Source organism: Kitasatospora sp. NPDC006697 (assembly GCF_042869935.1).
GTDB lineage: Bacteria > Actinomycetota > Actinomycetes > Streptomycetales > Streptomycetaceae > Kitasatospora.
Genome location: NZ_JBIAGU010000002.1, coordinates 198,127 through 214,753, shown reverse-complemented (window position 1 = coordinate 214,753; position 16,627 = coordinate 198,127). Strand labels below are relative to the sequence as shown.

General features: G+C 69.2%; 22 protein-coding genes. 1 reads left to right on the top strand and 21 read right to left on the bottom strand.

The window, feature by feature from the left end:
• The first annotated feature begins 92 nt into the window (after positions 1-92).
• Entirely contained in the window at positions 93-1,082 is a 990-nt protein-coding gene (gene coaA, locus ACFYNO_RS04105; RefSeq protein WP_388004849.1) for a type I pantothenate kinase, read from the top strand.
• Positions 1,083-1,128: 46 nt separating this feature from the next.
• Here the strand turns inward: coaA and glmM are convergent, their stop codons facing one another.
• From glmM to rpsH, 21 genes are all read right to left on the bottom strand, one after another.
• Complete coding sequence (glmM, locus tag ACFYNO_RS04100) at positions 1,129-2,496, bottom strand: phosphoglucosamine mutase (RefSeq protein WP_388004846.1); 1,368 nt, start codon at positions 2,494-2,496, stop codon at positions 1,129-1,131.
• 184 nt (positions 2,497-2,680) lie between these two features.
• Positions 2,681-3,193 carry a 30S ribosomal protein S9 gene (rpsI, locus tag ACFYNO_RS04095; RefSeq protein ID WP_388004843.1) on the bottom strand — a complete coding sequence of 171 codons (513 nt, stop codon included), beginning with the start codon at positions 3,191-3,193 and terminating at the stop codon, positions 2,681-2,683.
• Positions 3,194-3,235: 42 nt separating this feature from the next.
• Positions 3,236-3,679, bottom strand: a complete 444-nt coding sequence (gene rplM, locus ACFYNO_RS04090) for a 50S ribosomal protein L13 (RefSeq protein WP_388004840.1) — start codon at positions 3,677-3,679, stop codon at positions 3,236-3,238.
• A gap of 207 nt (positions 3,680-3,886) precedes the next feature.
• Positions 3,887-5,551: an ABC-F family ATP-binding cassette domain-containing protein gene (locus ACFYNO_RS04085; protein ID WP_388004837.1), complete on the bottom strand. Its 1,665-nt coding sequence runs from the start codon at positions 5,549-5,551 to the stop codon at positions 3,887-3,889.
• Positions 5,552-5,593: 42 nt separating this feature from the next.
• The gene (gene truA / locus ACFYNO_RS04080) at positions 5,594-6,496 is read right to left on the bottom strand and encodes a tRNA pseudouridine(38-40) synthase TruA (protein WP_388004834.1); all 903 of its coding nucleotides are present in this window, start codon (positions 6,494-6,496) and stop codon (positions 5,594-5,596) included.
• 87 nt (positions 6,497-6,583) lie between these two features.
• Entirely contained in the window at positions 6,584-7,087 is a 504-nt protein-coding gene (rplQ, locus tag ACFYNO_RS04075) for a 50S ribosomal protein L17 (RefSeq protein ID WP_388004831.1), read from the bottom strand.
• A gap of 133 nt (positions 7,088-7,220) precedes the next feature.
• Positions 7,221-8,243: a DNA-directed RNA polymerase subunit alpha gene (locus ACFYNO_RS04070; protein WP_035848201.1), complete on the bottom strand. Its 1,023-nt coding sequence runs from the start codon at positions 8,241-8,243 to the stop codon at positions 7,221-7,223.
• Positions 8,244-8,366: 123 nt separating this feature from the next.
• Positions 8,367-8,774 (bottom strand): 30S ribosomal protein S11, encoded by a 408-nt coding sequence (rpsK, locus tag ACFYNO_RS04065; protein WP_030232513.1) that lies wholly within the window; start codon positions 8,772-8,774, stop codon positions 8,367-8,369.
• A 72-nt stretch (positions 8,775-8,846) separates the two neighbouring features.
• Positions 8,847-9,227 carry a 30S ribosomal protein S13 gene (gene rpsM / locus ACFYNO_RS04060; RefSeq protein WP_388004828.1) on the bottom strand — a complete coding sequence of 127 codons (381 nt, stop codon included), beginning with the start codon at positions 9,225-9,227 and terminating at the stop codon, positions 8,847-8,849.
• Between the two features lie 181 nt (positions 9,228-9,408).
• Positions 9,409-9,522: a 50S ribosomal protein L36 gene (gene rpmJ, locus ACFYNO_RS04055; protein ID WP_003956441.1), complete on the bottom strand. Its 114-nt coding sequence runs from the start codon at positions 9,520-9,522 to the stop codon at positions 9,409-9,411.
• A 60-nt stretch (positions 9,523-9,582) separates the two neighbouring features.
• Entirely contained in the window at positions 9,583-9,804 is a 222-nt protein-coding gene (gene infA, locus ACFYNO_RS04050; RefSeq protein ID WP_003956442.1) for a translation initiation factor IF-1, read from the bottom strand.
• Positions 9,805-9,961: 157 nt separating this feature from the next.
• Positions 9,962-10,387, bottom strand: a complete 426-nt coding sequence (gene mscL / locus ACFYNO_RS04045; protein WP_388004825.1) for a large conductance mechanosensitive channel protein MscL — start codon at positions 10,385-10,387, stop codon at positions 9,962-9,964.
• A gap of 72 nt (positions 10,388-10,459) precedes the next feature.
• On the bottom strand, positions 10,460-11,299 hold the full coding sequence (map, locus tag ACFYNO_RS04040; protein ID WP_388005485.1) for a type I methionyl aminopeptidase: 840 nt from the start codon (positions 11,297-11,299) through the stop codon (positions 10,460-10,462).
• Positions 11,300-11,471: 172 nt separating this feature from the next.
• On the bottom strand, positions 11,472-12,131 hold the full coding sequence (locus ACFYNO_RS04035; protein ID WP_388004822.1) for an adenylate kinase: 660 nt from the start codon (positions 12,129-12,131) through the stop codon (positions 11,472-11,474).
• The gene (gene secY / locus ACFYNO_RS04030) at positions 12,131-13,438 is read right to left on the bottom strand and encodes a preprotein translocase subunit SecY (protein ID WP_388004819.1); all 1,308 of its coding nucleotides are present in this window, start codon (positions 13,436-13,438) and stop codon (positions 12,131-12,133) included. Before secY ends, ACFYNO_RS04035 begins: the two co-directional genes overlap by 1 nt.
• Before the next feature lie 333 nt (positions 13,439-13,771).
• Complete coding sequence (rplO, locus tag ACFYNO_RS04025; RefSeq protein WP_388004816.1) at positions 13,772-14,224, bottom strand: 50S ribosomal protein L15; 453 nt, start codon at positions 14,222-14,224, stop codon at positions 13,772-13,774.
• 2 nt (positions 14,225-14,226) lie between these two features.
• Positions 14,227-14,409, bottom strand: coding sequence for a 50S ribosomal protein L30 (gene rpmD, locus ACFYNO_RS04020; RefSeq protein ID WP_030300409.1), 183 nt, complete (start codon positions 14,407-14,409; stop codon positions 14,227-14,229).
• Positions 14,409-15,056 carry a 30S ribosomal protein S5 gene (rpsE, locus tag ACFYNO_RS04015; protein ID WP_388004813.1) on the bottom strand — a complete coding sequence of 216 codons (648 nt, stop codon included), beginning with the start codon at positions 15,054-15,056 and terminating at the stop codon, positions 14,409-14,411. The genes rpmD and rpsE overlap by 1 nt, the downstream gene beginning before the upstream one ends.
• Positions 15,057-15,104: 48 nt before the next feature.
• Positions 15,105-15,488 (bottom strand): 50S ribosomal protein L18, encoded by a 384-nt coding sequence (gene rplR, locus ACFYNO_RS04010; RefSeq protein ID WP_388004810.1) that lies wholly within the window; start codon positions 15,486-15,488, stop codon positions 15,105-15,107.
• A gap of 3 nt (positions 15,489-15,491) precedes the next feature.
• Positions 15,492-16,031: a 50S ribosomal protein L6 gene (gene rplF / locus ACFYNO_RS04005; protein WP_388004807.1), complete on the bottom strand. Its 540-nt coding sequence runs from the start codon at positions 16,029-16,031 to the stop codon at positions 15,492-15,494.
• Positions 16,032-16,053: 22 nt separating this feature from the next.
• Positions 16,054-16,461, bottom strand: coding sequence for a 30S ribosomal protein S8 (rpsH, locus tag ACFYNO_RS04000; protein ID WP_388004804.1), 408 nt, complete (start codon positions 16,459-16,461; stop codon positions 16,054-16,056).
• Positions 16,462-16,627: the final 166 nt, after the last annotated feature.

Genomic DNA, 16,627 nt, shown 5'->3' with positions numbered 1-16,627 from the left:
TCGCACCGATTCACGCAGCCCGCCCGGTGGGCCACAGCTCGTGACCGACACCACAGGGCGGGCGCCCCGCCGGACGGGTCACAATTGACCACGTGCTGACCGAACTCTGTACCCGGGGCGCTCCCTCAGCGCCCAGCCCGTCGCCGTCCCCGTACGTCGACCTCTCCCGGGCCGAGTGGAGCGCCCTGCGCGAACGCACCCCGCTGCCGCTCACCGCGCAGGAGGTGGAGCGCCTGCGGGGTCTCGGTACAGCCCTGGACCTGGACGAAGTGCGGGACGTCTACCTGCCGCTCTCCCGGCTGCTGAACCTCTACATCCACGCCACCCACGACCTGCGCGGCGCCCTGGGCACCTTCCTGGACACCAAGGACACCGAGCGCACCCGCACCCCGTTCATCATCGGGGTGGCCGGCTCGGTGGCCGTCGGCAAGTCCACCACCGCCCGCCTGCTGCAGGCGCTGCTGGCCCGCTGGCCCGAGCACCCCCGGGTCGAGCTGGTCACCACCGACGGCTTCCTGCTGCCCAACGCCGAGCTGCGCCGGCGCGGCCTGATGGCCCGCAAGGGCTTCCCGGAGTCCTACGACCGCCGGGCGCTGATGCGCTTCGTGGCGGACGTGAAGGCCGGCAAGCAGGAGGTCAGCGCCCCGGTCTACTCCCACCTGGTCTACGACATCGTGCCGGACCAGCGGCTCACCGTGCAGCGCCCGGACATCCTGATCGTCGAGGGCCTGAACGTGCTGCAGCCCGCGCTGCCCGGCACCGACGGCCGGACCCGGCTGGCGGTGGCCGACTACTTCGACTTCTCGATCTACGTCGACGCACGCACCGACGACATCGAGAACTGGTACCTGTCCCGGTTCAAGAAGCTCCGGGACACCGCCTTCCAGGACCCCAACTCCTACTTCCGCCGGTTCACCGAGGTGCCGGAGGAGGAGGCGATGGAGTACGGCCGCCAGGTCTGGCGCACCATCAACAAGCCCAACCTGCTGGAGAACGTGCTGCCCACCCGCGGCCGGGCCACCCTGATCCTGCAGAAGGGCGCCGACCACAAGGTCCGCCGCGCCCTGCTCCGCAAGCTCTGACGGGGCGTCGGCCTGAACACCGTTCAGGCCGACGTCCGAAACGGCGTCAGACCGCCAGCTGCGCCCGGACCACGCCGGCCAGCCGCTCGGCCACCGTCTCGGCCTGGTGGTGGTCGGCGGCCTCCACCATCACCCGCACCAGCGGCTCGGTGCCGGAGGGCCGCAGCAGCACCCGGCCGGTGCCGCCCAGCTCCTCGCTGGCGGCCTTGACCGCCAGGGTCAGCTCGTCGCACTCGCCGACCCGGCTCTTGTCCACGCCCTTGACGTTGATCAGCACCTGCGGCAGCCGGGTCATCACGCCGGCCAGCTCGGCCAGCGGCCGCTTGGTGGCGGCCAGCCGGGCGCCCAGCATCAGGCCGGTCAGGGTGCCGTCGCCGGTGGTCGCGTGGTCCAGCAGGATCACGTGCCCGGACTGCTCGCCGCCCAGCGCGTAGCCGTGCTCCTTCATCGCCTCCAGCACGTAGCGGTCCCCCACCGCCGTCTCGACCAGGCCGATGCCCTCGCGCTCCATCGCCAGCTTGAAGCCGAGGTTGGCCATCACGGTGCCGACCGCGGTGTTGCGGCGCAGCGTGCCGGCCTCGCGCATGGCCACCGCCAGGATCGCGATGATCTGGTCGCCGTCCACCTCGTTGCCCTCGGCGTCGGCGGCCAGGCAGCGGTCCGCGTCGCCGTCCAGCGCGACGCCCAGGTCGGCCCGGTGCTCGGCCATCGCCTTGCGCAGCCCGTCCAGGTGGGTGGAGCCGACCCCGTCGTTGATGTTCAGGCCGGTCGGCTCGGCGCCCAGCGTGTAGACCACCTCGGCACCGGCCCGGGCGAAGGCCTCCGGGGCGACCCGGGCGGCGGCGCCGTGCGCGCCGTCGATCACCACCCGGACGCCGTCCAGCCGGTTCGGCAGCACCGCGACCAGGTGGGCGACGTACTTGTCGAAGCCCTCGGTGTACTCGTGCACCCGGCCGACGCCGGCGCCGGTCGGGCGGGCCCGGTCCAGGGTGCCGTCGGCGTGGCCGCGGTAGTCGGCCTCGATCGCGTCCTCGACCGCGTCGTCCAGCTTGTGCCCGCCACGGGCCAGGAACTTGATGCCGTTGTCCGGCATCGCGTTGTGGCTGGCCGAGAGCATCACGCCGAAGTCCGCCCCGAGGGCGCCGGTGAGGTACGCCACGGCCGGGGTCGGCAGTACCCCGACCCGCAGCACGTCGACGCCGGAGCCGGCCAGCCCCGCGATCACCGCCGCCTCCAGGAACTCGCCACTGGCCCGCGGGTCGCGGCCCACCACCGCGACCGGCCGCCGGCCGCCGAGGCCGTCCGCGTCGCCCAGCACATGTGCGGCGGCCATCGAGAGGCCGAGCGCCAGTTCGGCGGTGAGGCCCTCATTGGCCACACCGCGTACGCCGTCGGTACCGAAGAGTCGTGCCACAGTCCCGTCCTTCGCTGGAGGCCGTCGGCCGGTACGAGGGGGAAGGCCGAACCGACGGAGGAGTCGTCCCTGGCCGCCTGACCGGTCCAGGGAGCACAACGCCCCGAAGCACGAGAGTGCTCCGGGGCGTGGGTCCCACCTGCGGGGTGCGCACCAAGGGCGGCACGCACCCCGGGGGGTGGAATTAGCGCTTGCTGTACTGCGGGGCCTTGCGGGCCTTCTTGAGACCGGCCTTCTTGCGCTCGACGGCGCGAGCGTCACGGGTCAGGAAGCCGGCCTTCTTGAGGGCGCCGCGGTTGTTGTCCACGTCCGCCTCGTTCAGCGCACGGGCCACGCCGAGGCGCAGCGCGTAGGCCTGACCGGAGACACCGCCACCCGCGATGCGGGCGACGACGTCGTAACGGCCGTCCAGCTCGAGGAGCTTGAAGGGCTCGTTGACGGTCTGCTGGTGCACCTTGTTGGGGAAGTAGTTCTCCAGGGTGCGACCGTTGATCTTCCACTTGCCGGTGCCGGGGACGATGCGCACGCGGGCGATCGCCTCCTTGCGGCGGCCCAGGCCGGCGCCGGGGATGGCCTCGGCGAAGCGGCCGGCAGCCGACTCGGACGAGTACGAGGTCTCCTCCTCGGAGGTGTACTCGGTGAGCTCCTCGTCGAAGTCGACGTCCAGGGTGGTCTCGATGGCAGCGTTCTCGGCCACGATGTTCCTCAGCTTTTCTTAGTTAAGGGCTTGTGGCCGGGATTACTGCGCGACCTGGGTGATCTCGAACGGCACCGGCTGCTGGGCAGCGTGCGGGTGCTGGTCGCCCGAGTAGACCTTCAGCTTCGAGAGCATCTGACGGCCCAGGGTGTTCTTCGGAACCATGCCCTTGATGGCCTTCTCGACGGCCTTCTCCGGGTTGTTCGCCAGCAGGTCGTCGTAGCGCACCGAGCGGAGACCGCCCGGGAAGCCGGAGTGGCGGTACGCCAGCTTCTGGGTCTTCTTGTTACCCGACAGGTGCACCTTGTCCGCGTTGATGATGATGACGAAGTCACCCATGTCCATGTGCGGCGCGTAGGTGGGCTTGTGCTTGCCCCGCAGGAGGTTGGCGGCCTGGGAGGCCAGGCGGCCGAGCACGACGTCGGTCGCGTCGATGACGTGCCACTGACGCTGGACGTCGCCGGGCTTGGGGCTGTACGTACGCACGGTCGTAGCCTTCGCTTTTCAGTGAGATGAGTCCTGACGGGAGCACCTGAACGAGGGATCAGCCTGGCTCCGCTTGGACGCAATCAAGGGGATGCCGCTGGTCATCGACCGGGTAACTCCGGCGTACCGACCTCTCACGTGAGATGGAGCGAGCCAATACGCACAACAAGGGCCAACGATACCCGGCGGGCGGGCCAACTCCAAAACTCAGCGCTCGCGCTCCACCCGGCGCTCGTCCCAGACCGGCTCCGGGGACTCGTAGACCCGGCCGTCGCTGCCGAAGACCAGGAAGCGGTCGAAGGTCTTGGCGAACCAGCGGTCGTGGGTGACGCAGAGCACCGTGCCCTCGAAGGCCTCCAGCCCCTCCTGCAGCGCCTCGGCGCTCTCCAGGTCGAGGTTGTCGGTCGGCTCGTCCAGCAGCAGCGCCGTCACCCCGTCCAGCTCCAGCTTGAGGATCATCAGCCGGGCCTGCTGGCCGCCGGAGAGCGACTCGAACTTCTGCTCCTCCTGCTTGTCCAGCTCGTACCGGCGCAGCGCGCCCATCGCGGCGCCGCGGCTGAGCGCGTGCTCCTCCTCGATGATCGAGCGCACGGTGCGGCCGAACAGCTCCGGGTGGGCGTGGGTCTGCCGGAAGTGGCCGGGCACCACCCGGGCGCCGAGCCTGAAGCCGCCGGTGTGCGCCACCGACTCGTCGCCGGCCAGCAGCCGCAGGAAGTGCGACTTGCCGGAGCCGTTGGAGCCCAGCACGGCGACCCGCTGGCCGTAGAAGACCTCCAGGTCGAAGGGCTGCATCAGACCGGTCAGTCCCAGCTGCTCGATGGTCAGCGCTCGGACCCCGGTGCGCCCGCCCTTGAGCCGCATGGTGATGTTCTGCTCGCGCGGCGGCTCCTCCGGCCGGCCGGCCTCCTCGAACTTCTTCAGCCGGGTCTGCGCGGCGGCGTAGCGGGTGGCGAGCGCGTGGCTGACCGAGGCGGCCTGGCGGAGCGACACCACCAGCTTCTTCAGCTTGGCGTGCTCCTCGTCCCAGCGCCGGCCGAGCTCCTCGAACCGGGCGAAGCGCTCCTTGCGGGCCTCGTGGAAGGAGTCGAAGCCGCCGCCGTGCACCCAGACCGAGCTGCCGCCGCCACCGAAGCCGGACTCGATGCTGATGATCTTGTCGGCGCAGCTGGAGAGCAGCTCGCGGTCGTGCGAGATGAAGAGCACGGTCTTCGGGGAAGCCTTGATCGCCTCCTCCAGCCAGCGCTTGCCGGGCACGTCCAGGTAGTTGTCCGGCTCGTCCAGCAGCAGCACCTCGTCCGGGCCGCGGAGCAGGCACTCCAGCACCAGCCGCTTCTGCTCGCCGCCGGAGAGGGTGTTGAGGCCCCGGAACTGGGCCCGGTCGAAGGGCATGCCGAGGGCCGCCGTGGTGCAGACGTCCCAGTCGGTCTCGTAGTCGTAACCGCCGGCGTCGGCCCAGTCGGAGAGCGCCTGGGCGTAGGCCATCTGCGACTTCTCGTCGTCCTGGGCCATCATCGCCAGCTCGGCGGCGTCCACCGCCTTGGCGGCCACCGCGATCCGCGGCGGCGCGACCGAGACCAGCAGGTCCCGCACCGAGGCGTCGGCCGGCAGCGCGCCCGGCGTCTCGCGCTGGTCCTCGCGGCCGGTGGTGCCGACGAACTGCCGCATCACGCCCAGGCCGCCGCTGACCGTCACCGTCCCGCCGTGCGGCTGGGTGTCGCCGGCGATCATCCGCAGCAGCGTGGTCTTGCCGGCCCCGTTGGCGCCCACCAGCGCCACCGCGGAGCCCTCGCCGACCCGGAAGGACGCGTCGTCGAACAGCACCCGCCCATCCGGCAGGTAGTACTCAAGGTGTGAAATCTCGACGTGTCCCATGGTCCGTATTGTGCTGTGCCCCGCTGGTCCGGCCCAAACGGATTAGGCGGCGGCTCCGGGCAGGGTGCGCAGCCGGCGGGCCTGCCGGTTGCGCTCCGCCAGCTGGTCGTCGGCCGGGTAGCCGACCTCCTCCAGGGTCAGCCCGTACGGCCGGATCACGTTGACCGCGCTGTTGCGCACCCCGCCGGCCAGCACCTCGCCGGGGAACTCCACCGGCCGGTGCCCGTCGCCCACCAGCAGCATCGCGCCGACCAGCGCCCGCACCATGTTGTGGCAGAAGGCGTCGGCCCGCACCGTGGCCACCGCCAGCGAGCCCTCCTGGGCCGCGTACGGGTCCATCGGCACCCGGTCCCAGCGCAGCTCCAGCAGGGTGCGGATGGTGGTCGCGCCCTCGCGCTTCTTGCAGTAGGCGGCGAAGTCGTGCTCGCCCAGCAGCAGTTCGGCGGCCCGGTTCATCTTCTCCAGGTCCAGCGGCCGGTCGTGCCAGAGCACGTGGCCGCGCAGCAGCGGGTCCACCCCGCCCTGGTGGTCGGCGACCCGGTAGGCGTACCGCCGCCAGATCGCCGCGAACCGCGCGTCGAAGCCCGCCGGGGCCTCGGAGACCCGGAAGACCCGCACATCGGCCGGCAGCCGCCCGGCGAGGCGGCGCAGCAGCTTGGCGCCGTGCGCGGCCCACAGCTCCTCCGGCAGGTCCACGTGGGCCACCTGGCCGCGCGCGTGCACCCCGGCGTCGGTGCGGCCGGCCACGGTGAGCGGGAAGAGCTCCTGGCTGCGGGTGACCACCTGCAGCGCCGACTCGATCTCCTCCTGCACGGTGCGCCGGCCGCGCTGCCGGGCCCAGCCGGAGAACTCGGCGCCGTGGTACGCCAGGTCCAGCCGGATCCTGGTGCGGCCCTCGGCCGGGCCGTCCTTCACGGGCGCCGTCTCGGCGCAGTCCTCAGCCACTGTCGTCCTCTGTGCGGAGCGGAACGGGAACGGGCCCGCTCCCCCGCCGGAGCGGAGGGGCGGGCCCGTCGGATCACCTGCCGGTGATCAGGCCTCGTCGGCCGGGGTGGCGTCGGCCGGAACGGCGTCGGCCGGAGCCTCGGTGACCTCGGCGGCCGGAGCGGCGGCCTCGGCGTCCTTGGCGGAGCGCTTGGTGGCGGCCTCGGCCTCGCCGACCGCGGTCTGCGCGACGGTGAGGGCCTCGACCAGCTCGATCACGGCCATCGGGGCGTTGTCGCCACGACGGGGACCGATCTTGGTGATGCGGGTGTAGCCACCGGGACGGTTCTCGTAGCGCGGCGCGATCTCGGTGAAGAGGGTGTGCAGCACGGAGACGTCGGTGATCGTCTTGCGGACGATGCGGCGGTTGTGGATGTCACCGGCCTTCGCCTTGGTGATCAGCTTCTCCGCCAGCGGGCGCATCCGACGGGCCTTGGCCTCGGTCGTGGTGATGCGGCCGTACTGGAACAGCTCGCGGCACAGGCCGGCGAGCAGCAGCGGCTCGTGGTGGGGGCCGCCGCCGAGGCGGGCGCCCTTCGCGGGACGGGGCATGGTAGCTCCTTGTATCTCCGAATCCGGCCGTATCAGGTACCGGAACGGGCGGCCGGGCACAGTTGCCCGGACGGCTTAGTGCACTGCATCGCGGTGGGGGCGGCCCGCTGGGGGCCGCCCCCACCACAAACTCTTAGTACTGCTCGGTCTCCGCGTAACCCGCGTCGTCCAGGTCGTCGGCGCCGAAGGCGTCGGCGGCGGCGGTCGGGTCGAACCCGGGCGGGCTGTCCTTGAGCGCCAGGCCCATGCCGGCCAGCTTCGCCTTGACCTCGTCGATCGACTTCGCACCGAAGTTGCGGATGTCGAGCAGGTCGGCCTCGGAGCGGGCGACGAGCTCACCCACGGTGTGGATGCCCTCGCGCTTGAGGCAGTTGTAGGAGCGGACGGTGAGCTCCAGCTCCTCGATCGGCAGCGCCAGGTCGGCGGCCAGGGCGGCGTCCGTCGGGGACGGGCCCATGTCGATGCCCTCGGCGTCGATGTTCAGCTCGCGGGCGAGGCCGAACAGCTCCACCAGGGTCTTGCCGGCCGAGGCCATGGCGTCGCGCGGACGCATGGCGGGCTTGGTCTCGACGTCGACGATCAGCTTGTCGAAGTCGGTCCGCTGCTCGACACGGGTGGCCTCGACCTTGTAGGTGACCTTCAGCACCGGGCTGTAGATCGAGTCGACCGGGATCCGGCCGATCTCCTGGCCGGAGGCCTTGTTCTGCACGGCGGAGACGTAGCCGCGACCGCGCTCGACGGTCAGCTCCATCTCCAGCTTGCCCTTGCCGTTCAGCGTGGCGAGGACCAGCTCGGGGTTGTGCACCTCGACACCGGCCGGCGGCGCGATGTCGGCGGCGGTGACCACACCCGGGCCCTGCTTGCGCAGGTACATCACGACCGGCTCGTCGTGCTCCGAGGAGACGACCAGCTGCTTGATGTTGAGGATGAGGTCGGTGACGTCCTCCTTGACGCCCGGCACGGTGGTGAACTCGTGCAGGACACCGTCGATCCGGATGCTGGTGACAGCGGCGCCCGGGATCGAGGAGAGGAGCGTGCGGCGGAGCGAGTTGCCGAGGGTGTAGCCGAAGCCCGGCTCCAGCGGCTCGATGACGAACCGCGAGCGGTACTCGTCGACAACCTCTTCGGTCAGCGACGGACGCTGAGCGATAAGCATGTTCAGATCCTCCAGTTGTGTCGACGCCCACTATTTGACGTCGTACGACACCAAGAGTACGGGCTCCCCGATGAAAAGGGAGCCCGTACCAGGTTTAAGACACCGTGGAAGCGGTGCGCTGCGTCAGACGCGGCGGCGCTTCGGCGGACGGCAGCCGTTGTGCGGGGTGGGGGTGACGTCCTGGATCGAGCCCACCTCCAGGCCGGTGGCCTGGAGCGAGCGGATCGCGGTCTCACGGCCGGAGCCCGGACCCTTGACGAAGACGTCGACCTTGCGCATGCCGTGCTCCTGCGCACGACGCGCGGCGGCCTCGGCGGCCATCTGCGCGGCGAACGGGGTGGACTTGCGCGAGCCCTTGAAGCCGACGTGACCGGCGGAGGCCCAGGAGATCACGTTGCCCGCGGGGTCGGTGATCGAAACGATGGTGTTGTTGAACGTGCTCTTGATGTGCGCGTGACCGTGAGCGACGTTCTTCTTTTCCTTGCGGCGGATCTTCTTCGCGCCGGCAGCCTGACGACCCTTGGGGGGCATAAGTCTGTTCTCCTACTGAGGTGGTCGGTCCGCTGACCCGCGGGCCGGAGGGATGTCCGGTTACGGGACGGACTACTTCTTGCCCGGCTTCTTCTTGCCGGCGATCGCGCGACGCGGGCCCTTGCGGGTACGCGCGTTGGTGTGGGTGCGCTGGCCGCGAACCGGCAGGCCGCGGCGGTGGCGCAGACCCTCGTAGCAGCCGATCTCGACCTTGCGGCGGATGTCGGCGGCCACCTCGCGGCGCAGGTCGCCCTCGACGCGGAAGTTCGCGTCGATGAAGCGCTGCAGCGAGACGAGGTCGTCCTCGGAGATGTCACGGACGCGGATGGACGGGTCCACACCGGTCTCGGCCAGGGTCTGCTGGGCGCGGGTGCGGCCGATGCCGTACACGTACGTGAGGGCGATCTCGATCCGCTTCTCGCGGGGGAGATCAACGCCGGAAAGGCGTGCCATTCAAGGCTCCTGTGATGTTCCTCAGAGGTCTTACGTGCTGCCTACCCGGACACCTCTCGGTGTGCGAGCCCCGGCCTCTGAACCGGGGGTGGCAGTCCGGCCCCGCGGGGGGACGGATCGGGCAGCCCGCTTATGACGTTGGTGCGCGTCGCGCGAAGGTACTACGAGAAATGCGGGAGGATCAGCCCTGGCGCTGCTTGTGGCGCAGGTTGTCGCAGATCACCATGACCCGGCCGTGACGGCGGATCACCTTGCACTTGTCGCAGATCTTCTTGACGCTCGGCTTGACCTTCATGTTCAGGTTCTCCGGGTCTAGATCTGACGGGGGTCCCCGCCCGTGGGGCGAGGGGTTCTGCTACTTGTACCGGTAGACGATCCGGCCGCGGGTCAGGTCGTAGGGGCTCAGCTCCACCACGACCCGGTCATCCGGGAGGATGCGGATGTAGTGCATCCGCATCTTGCCGCTGATGTGGGCGAGGACCTTGTGACCGTTCTGCAGCTCGACCTTGAACATCGCGTTCGGAAGAGACTCGATCACGGTGCCCTCGATCTCAATGGCGCCTTGCTTCTTAGCCATGAACTGCGAGAACCACCCTTCGGGTCCGGCTACCGTATGCGGAACGCTCGTGCGAACCAGGCTTCACCTCACACCCCGCAGGGTTGAGGGCGTGCCTAAGCACGCTACGAGAGAGCCGACGGTCCATCGTACGTTACCGGTCAGGCTTCGCAAAAACTCACCGGGCGGCGGGAACCACCACCGGCTGCACCACCGCGGTGCAGGCGGAGCAGCGGGTGGCGGCCTCGGGGATCTCGGTCAGGCACTCGGGGCACGGGCGCTTGGCGGGCTTGGGCTTCTTCGGCAGGTAGCGCGCGGTCGCCTTGGTGACCGGCAGCACCACACAGAAGTACAGCACCGCGGCGGTCAGCAGGAACGAGATCAGGGTGTTGACGAACCCGCCGTACGGGAAGACCACGCCGGCCGCGCTGAAGGTGTTGTTGCTGTAGTCGCCGGTGGCGCCGGTGACCAGGCCGACCAGCGGCGTCAGGAAGGCCTTGACGAACCCGTTCACCACCCCGGTGAACGCGGCACCGATCACGATGCCGACGCCCATGTCGACGACGTTGCCGCGCATCATGAAGTCGCGGAAGCCCTTCAGCACTGTTACCCCTATTGTCCGATTTCGCCTGGCGGTCCGAGCCCCAGACAATACCGGGTCAGCCCAACGGCTGTGTCAGCCCAGGGGATCCGGGGCAGCGGTCACGCCCAGCGCCGCCAGCTGCGCCTTGCCGCCGTCGAAGGCGGTGAGGACCAGCGGGCCCTGCTCGGTGACGGCCACCGAGTGCTCCCAGTGCGCGGCCCAGCTGCCGTCGGTGGTGACCACCGTCCAGTCGTCCTCCAGCACCTCGGTGTGCGGGGTGCCCAGCGAGACCATCGGCTCGATCGCCAGTACCGTGCCGGGCACCAGCTTGGGGCCCTTCCCGCGGCCGCGCTCCACGTAGTTCAGCACGTGCGGCTCCATGTGCATGGCGGTGCCGATGCCGTGGCCGCCGTAGCCCTCGGTGATGCCCCACTTGCCCTTGGGCGGCAGCGGGTAGCGGCGGATGAAGCCCTCGATCGCCTTGGAGACGTCCACCAGCCGGTTGGACTTCTTCATCTGGGCGATGCCGGCCCACATCGAGCCCTCGGTCACCGCGCTCAGCATCTCCACCTCGGGCGCCACCTGGCCGACGCCGACGGTGATCGCCGCGTCGCCGTGCCAGCCGTCCACGATCGCGCCGCAGTCGATCGAGATGACGTCGCCCTCCTGCAGCACCCGGCCACCGGGGATGCCGTGCACCACCTCGTTGTTGACCGAGGCGCAGATCACCCCGGGGAACCAGAGCCCGCCGTGGTGGGCGCGGAAGTTGGAGGTGGCGCCGTGCGAGGCGATCACCTTGTCCGCGATGTCGTTGAGGTCCTGGGTGCTCACCCCGGGGGCGACCGCCTCGCGGCAGGCCTTGAGCGCCTCGGCGACGACCAGCCCGGCAGTCCGCATCTTCGCGATCTGCTCGGGGGTCTTGATCTCCACCATCTGGACAGTGCCTTTCTCCGAGAGTCGCGCCCGGTCCTTGCCGGGCGCACGTTCCACTCCCCCACGGTACGACGCCGCACGGCCGCGGCACCCACCCGGACCACGCGGATCGGGGGGCGCCGCGGCCGTGCGGCACGCGGAGGTCCTGCTGTTCGGTTGTGCCGCGCCGGGCTCAGCTCTGCTTGCCGGCCTTCAGCGCGTCCACGGCCCGCTGGGTGACCTCTTCGACCTTGCCCAGCGCCGGGATGGTGGTCACCAGCTTCTGCTCGCTGTAGTAGCCGATGATCGGCTCCGTCTTGGAGTGGTACTCCTCCAGCCGGACCCGGACCGACTCCTCGGTGTCGTCGGAGCGCTGGTACAGCTCGCCGCCGCACTCGTCGCAGACGCCCTCGACCGCGGGCGGGTTGTACGCCACGTGGTAGACGTGCGCCCCGTCGTTGCGGCAGAGCCGCCGGCCGGCGATCCGCTTGACCACCTCGTCCTCGGGGACCTCCAGGTCGAGCACCCCGTCCAGGGCGATGCCCTGCTCGGCGAGGAACTCGTCCAGGGCCTCGGCCTGCTCCAGGTTCCGCGGGAAACCGTCGAGCAGGAAGCCCGGGGCGGTGTCCGACTGGAGCAGCCGGTCCTTCGCCATCCCGATGGTGACCGAGTCCGGCACCAGGAGTCCCTGGTCCATGTAGCCCTTGGCCTCCACCCCGAGCGGGGTGTTCTGGCTGATGTTGGCCCGGAAGAGGTCACCGGTCGAGATGTGGGGAATGGACAGGGTCTTGGCGAGCACGTGCGCCTGAGTACCCTTCCCGGCCCCGGGAGGTCCGACGAGGACGATACGCATCAGCGGAGGAACCCTTCGTAATTACGCTGCTGGAGCTGGCTCTCGATCTGCTTCACAGTTTCGAGTCCGACGCCGACGATGATGAGGATGCTGGTGCCGCCGAACGGGATGGTGGTGCTCGCGTTCAGGGCGACCAGGCCGATCATCGGGATCAACGCGATCAGGCCTAGGTAGAGCGAACCCGGCCACGTGATGCGGGTGAGCACGTAGTTCAGGTACTCGGCCGTCGGTCGGCCGGCCCGGATGCCCGGGATGAACCCACCATACTTCTTCATATTGTCGGCAACTTCTTCGGGGTTGAAGGAGATCGCGACGTAGAAGAAGGCGAAGAACACGATCAGTACGAAGTACGCGATCATGTAGACCGGGTGGTCGCCCTTGGTGAAGTTGTTGTTGATCCACACCGCCCAGCTCGACTTGCTGTTGGTCAGCTGTGCGACCAGGGCGGGGATGTACAGCAGCGAGGAGGCGAAGATGACCGGGATGACACCGGCCTGGTTCACCTTCAGCGGGATGTAGGTCGAGGTGCCGCCGAACGCCCGGCGGCCGATCATGCGCTTGGCGTACTGCACCGGGATCCGGCGCTGGGCCTGCTCCACGAAGATCACCAGGACGATCACGACGAGGCCCACGGCGATCACCGAGAAGAACTCGAACCAGCCGCCGGCGATCTTGCCGAGCTTCTTGATGGTCCAGACGTTGCCGGGGAAGCCGGAGGCGATCGAGGTGAACATCAGGATCGACATGCCGTTGCCGATGCCGCGGTCGGTGATCAGCTCACCGAGCCACATGATCACCGTGGTGCCGGCGGTCATCGTGATCACCATCACGGCGATCCGGAAGACGCTGGTGTCCGGCACCACCTGGTTGCCCACCGGGCAGGACGAGAAGAGCGCGCCGTTGGACGCGGTGGCCACGATGCCGGTGCCCTGGAGGACGGCCAGCGCGATGGTCAGGTACCGGGTGTACTGGGTGATCTTGGTCTGCCCGGCCTGGCCCTCCTTCTTCAGCGCCTCGAGTCGCGGGATCACGACGGTGAGCAGCTGGAGGATGATGCTGGCGGTGATGTACGGCATGATGCCGAGCGCGAAGATCGTCAGCTGGAGCAGCGCACCGCCGCTGAACAGGTTGACCAGGCCGAAGAGCCCGCTCCCGCTCTGCTTGACGCACGTGTTGACGGCCTTGAAGTTCACGCCCGGGACGGGGATGTGCGCGCCCACCCGGAAGATCACCATGATGCCCAGCGTGAACAGCAGCTTCTTGCGCAGGTCGGGCGTCTTGAACGCCCGCGCGAACGCACTGAGCACGGTGCCTCCTGCGCCTCCCGCGCGTCGTCGGCGGAAGGGTCGGTCCAGATGGACGGGATGTTGTCTCGGTCGCTCCCCCACCGTCTCAGCGCCGTCTCTGCGGGCCAAGCTACAAGGGAACTCCAGGGACTCTAACAGCGGGTGGCCACTCGGCAGAAGCGCCCAGGGCCGGGGGTTGCCCACACCACGCCCAGATGCCCGTTTTTGCCCGGGGATGCGCGGAAAACCCGCGCTGATCAGCACACGAATGAGAGGAGCCCCGTCCCTCGAACGAGGGACGGGGCTCCCGGCGCTGAGGCGCCGTCAGACTGCTTCCCCCGAAGGGGAGAAGTCTCAGACCAGCTCGGTGACGGTGCCGCCGGCGGCCTTGATCTTCTCGGCGGCGGAGCCGGAGACGGCGTCGACCGTCACCTGCAGCGCAACCGAGACCTCGCCGGTGCCGAGCACCTTGACGAGCGAGTTCTTGCGAACCGCGCCCTTCTCGACGAGGCCCTCGACGGTGACCTCTCCACCCTGCGGGTAGAGCTCGGCCAGCTTGTCGAGGTTGACCACCTGGAAGGTGATCTTGAACGGGTTCTTGAAGCCCTTGAGCTTCGGCAGGCGCATGTGGAGGGGCATCTGGCCACCCTCGAAGCGCTGCGGAACCTGGTAGCGGGCCTTGGTGCCCTTCGTGCCACGACCTGCAGTCTTGCCCTTGGAGCCCTCACCGCGACCAACGCGGATCTTGTCCTTCTTGGCGCCCGGGGCGGGCTTCAGGTTGTGGATCTTGATCGGCGAGTCAGACATGATCAGTCCACCTCCTCGACCGTGACGAGGTGCCGCACGGTCTGGGCCATCCCGCGGATCTCGGGACGGTCCTCCTTGACGACCACATCGTGCATGCGCTTCAGACCCAGCGAGCGCAGCGTCTCGCGGTGGTTCTGCTTGCTGCCGATGTAGCTCTTGGTCTGCGTGATCTTCAGGCGAGCCATCAGACACCCGCCCCAACCGGAGCGGCGGCGGCGGTGCCCGCGGCGCGGGCGCGCAGCAGGGCGGCCGGAGCCACGTCCTCCAGCGGAAGGCCACGACGGGCGGCGATCTCCTCGGGGCGCACGAGGCCCTTCAGAGCGGCCACGGTGGCGTGCACGATGTTGATCGCGTTGTCCGAGCCGAGCGACTTCGACAGGATGTCGTGAACGCCGGCGCACTCCAGGACGGCACGCACCGGGCCACCGGCGATAACGCCGGTACCGGGGGACGCCGGCTTGAGCAGCACGACGCCGGCGGCCTTCTCGCCCTGGATCGGGTGCGGGATGGTGCCCTGGATACGGGGGACCTTGAAGAAGTTCTTCTTGGCCTCCTCAACACCCTTGGCGATGGCGGCCGGAACCTCCTTCGCCTTCCCGTAACCGACACCCACGGTGCCGTCACCGTCGCCCACCACGACCAGCGCGGTGAAGCTGAAACGACGACCACCCTTGACAACCTTGGCGACACGGTTGATCGCGACGACGCGCTCGACGTAAGCGGTCTTCTCGACGGCGGGGGCGTTGCCCCGGTCGTCCCGCTTACGGTCGCGCCGCTCGCCACCGCCGGTGCCGCCGCCGGCGCCGCTACCGCGGCGCTGGGGTCCAGCCATTGGAATTACCTCTCTCGATTACGTCCGCCGACAGAGTCGACGAGCGGCTTAGAAGTCGAGCCCGGCCTCGCGGGCCGCGTCCGCCAGGGCGGCGATGCGGCCGGCGTACCGGTTGCCCGCGCGGTCGAAGACGACCGACTCGATGCCGGCGGCCTTGGCACGCTCGGCGACCAGGCTCCCGACCTTCTTGGCCAGCTCGGTCTTGTCGCCCTCGGCGCCCTTGATGGACACGTCGAGGGTGGACGCCGACGCCAGGGTGTGACCCTTGGCGTCGTCGATGACCTGGGCGACCATGTGCCGGTTCGACCGCGTCACGACGAGGCGCGGACGCACCTCGCTGCCGACGACGCGCTTGCGAACACGGATCGCGCGGCGCTTGCGGGCGGCGTTCTTGTAGCCGTTGCCCTTGCCGATCTTGACAGAGACGCTCATGGCTTACTTACCACTCTTTCCGACCTTGCGGCGGATGACCTCGCCCGCGTACTTGACGCCCTTGGCCTTGTACGGGTCGGGCTTGCGCAGCTTGCGGATCTTGGCGGAAACCTCGCCGACCAGCTGCTTGTCGATCCCGTCCACGTGGAACTTGGTGGGCGACTCGACCACGAAGGAGATGCCCTCCGGGGCCTCGATCAGGATCGGGTGGCTGTAGCCGAGCTGGAACTCCATCGAGGAGCCCTTCGCTGCGACTCGGTAACCAACACCGCTGATCTCCAGCGACTTGCGGTAGCCCGCGGTCACGCCGGTGATCATGTTCGCCACCAGCGTGCGGGAAAGGCCGTGGAGGGCCTTCGACTGACGCTCGTCGTTGGGGCGAGTGACGACCAGGGTGCCGTTCTCGTCCTTGCCGATCTCGATCGGCGCGGCGACGATGTGGGTGAGGGAGCCCTTGGGGCCCTTCACCGAGACCGCCTGGCCATCGATGGTGACGTCCACGCCGGCGGGAACCGGGATGGGCAGCCGTCCAATGCGCGACATTGCTGTACCTCCGTTTCCCGAATTACCAGACGTAGGCGAGAACTTCTCCGCCTACGCCCTTCTTGGCGGCCTGCTTGTCCGTGAGGAGACCCGAGGACGTGGAGATGATCGCCACGCCCAGGCCGCCGAGGACCTTCGGCAGGTTGGTGGACTTTGCGTAGACCCGCAGGCCCGGCTTGCTGATGCGCTTGATACCAGCGATCGAGCGCTCGCGGTTCGGACCGAACTTGAGCTCGATGGTCAGCTTCTTGCCGACCTCGCCCTCGGTCGGCTCCTCGACCTTCCAGCCGGAGATGTAACCCTCCTGCTGCAGGATCTGCGCGACGTGCGACTTGATCTTGCTAGCCGGCATCGCCACGGTGTCGTGGTACGCCGAGTTCGCGTTACGCAGACGCGTGAGCATGTCTGCGATGGGGTCGGTCATGGTCATGATGGCCTCAGGCCTCTCTCGCCGTGGTTTCTCCGCGCCAGGTCCCCCCGCCGCACTCCGGAGAGTGCGGCAGGGGCACAGACGCAGGGGACCTGCGGCGTTAGTAAGACTGGGTGCGAGCCCCTTCAGAGAAGGGCCGCGCGCAGCTATGGAGCTGCCGCGGCGG

Coding starts and splice junctions, on each gene's coding strand:
- ACFYNO_RS04085 (WP_388004837.1), bottom strand. CDS start 5,551: ATGGGACACGTCGAGATTTCACACCTTGAGTACTACCTGCCGGATGGG.
- rplQ (WP_388004831.1), bottom strand. CDS start 7,087: ATGCCCCGTCCCGCGAAGGGCGCCCGCCTCGGCGGCGGCCCCCACCAC.
- ACFYNO_RS04070 (WP_035848201.1), bottom strand. CDS start 8,243: ATGCTTATCGCTCAGCGTCCGTCGCTGACCGAAGAGGTTGTCGACGAG.
- rpsK (WP_030232513.1), bottom strand. CDS start 8,774: ATGCCCCCCAAGGGTCGTCAGGCTGCCGGCGCGAAGAAGATCCGCCGC.
- rpsM (WP_388004828.1), bottom strand. CDS start 9,227: ATGGCACGCCTTTCCGGCGTTGATCTCCCCCGCGAGAAGCGGATCGAG.
- rpmJ (WP_003956441.1), bottom strand. CDS start 9,522: ATGAAGGTCAAGCCGAGCGTCAAGAAGATCTGCGACAAGTGCAAGGTG.
- infA (WP_003956442.1), bottom strand. CDS start 9,804: ATGGCTAAGAAGCAAGGCGCCATTGAGATCGAGGGCACCGTGATCGAG.
- map (WP_388005485.1), bottom strand. CDS start 11,299: ATGGTGGAGATCAAGACCCCCGAGCAGATCGCGAAGATGCGGACTGCC.
- ACFYNO_RS04035 (WP_388004822.1), bottom strand. CDS start 12,131: ATGCGTATCGTCCTCGTCGGACCTCCCGGGGCCGGGAAGGGTACTCAG.
- rplO (WP_388004816.1), bottom strand. CDS start 14,224: ATGTCTGACTCGCCGATCAAGATCCACAACCTGAAGCCCGCCCCGGGC.
- rpmD (WP_030300409.1), bottom strand. CDS start 14,409: ATGGCTCGCCTGAAGATCACGCAGACCAAGAGCTACATCGGCAGCAAG.
- rpsE (WP_388004813.1), bottom strand. CDS start 15,056: ATGGCTGGACCCCAGCGCCGCGGTAGCGGCGCCGGCGGCGGCACCGGC.
- rplR (WP_388004810.1), bottom strand. CDS start 15,488: ATGAGCGTCTCTGTCAAGATCGGCAAGGGCAACGGCTACAAGAACGCC.
- rplF (WP_388004807.1), bottom strand. CDS start 16,031: ATGTCGCGCATTGGACGGCTGCCCATCCCGGTTCCCGCCGGCGTGGAC.
- rpsH (WP_388004804.1), bottom strand. CDS start 16,461: ATGACCATGACCGACCCCATCGCAGACATGCTCACGCGTCTGCGTAAC.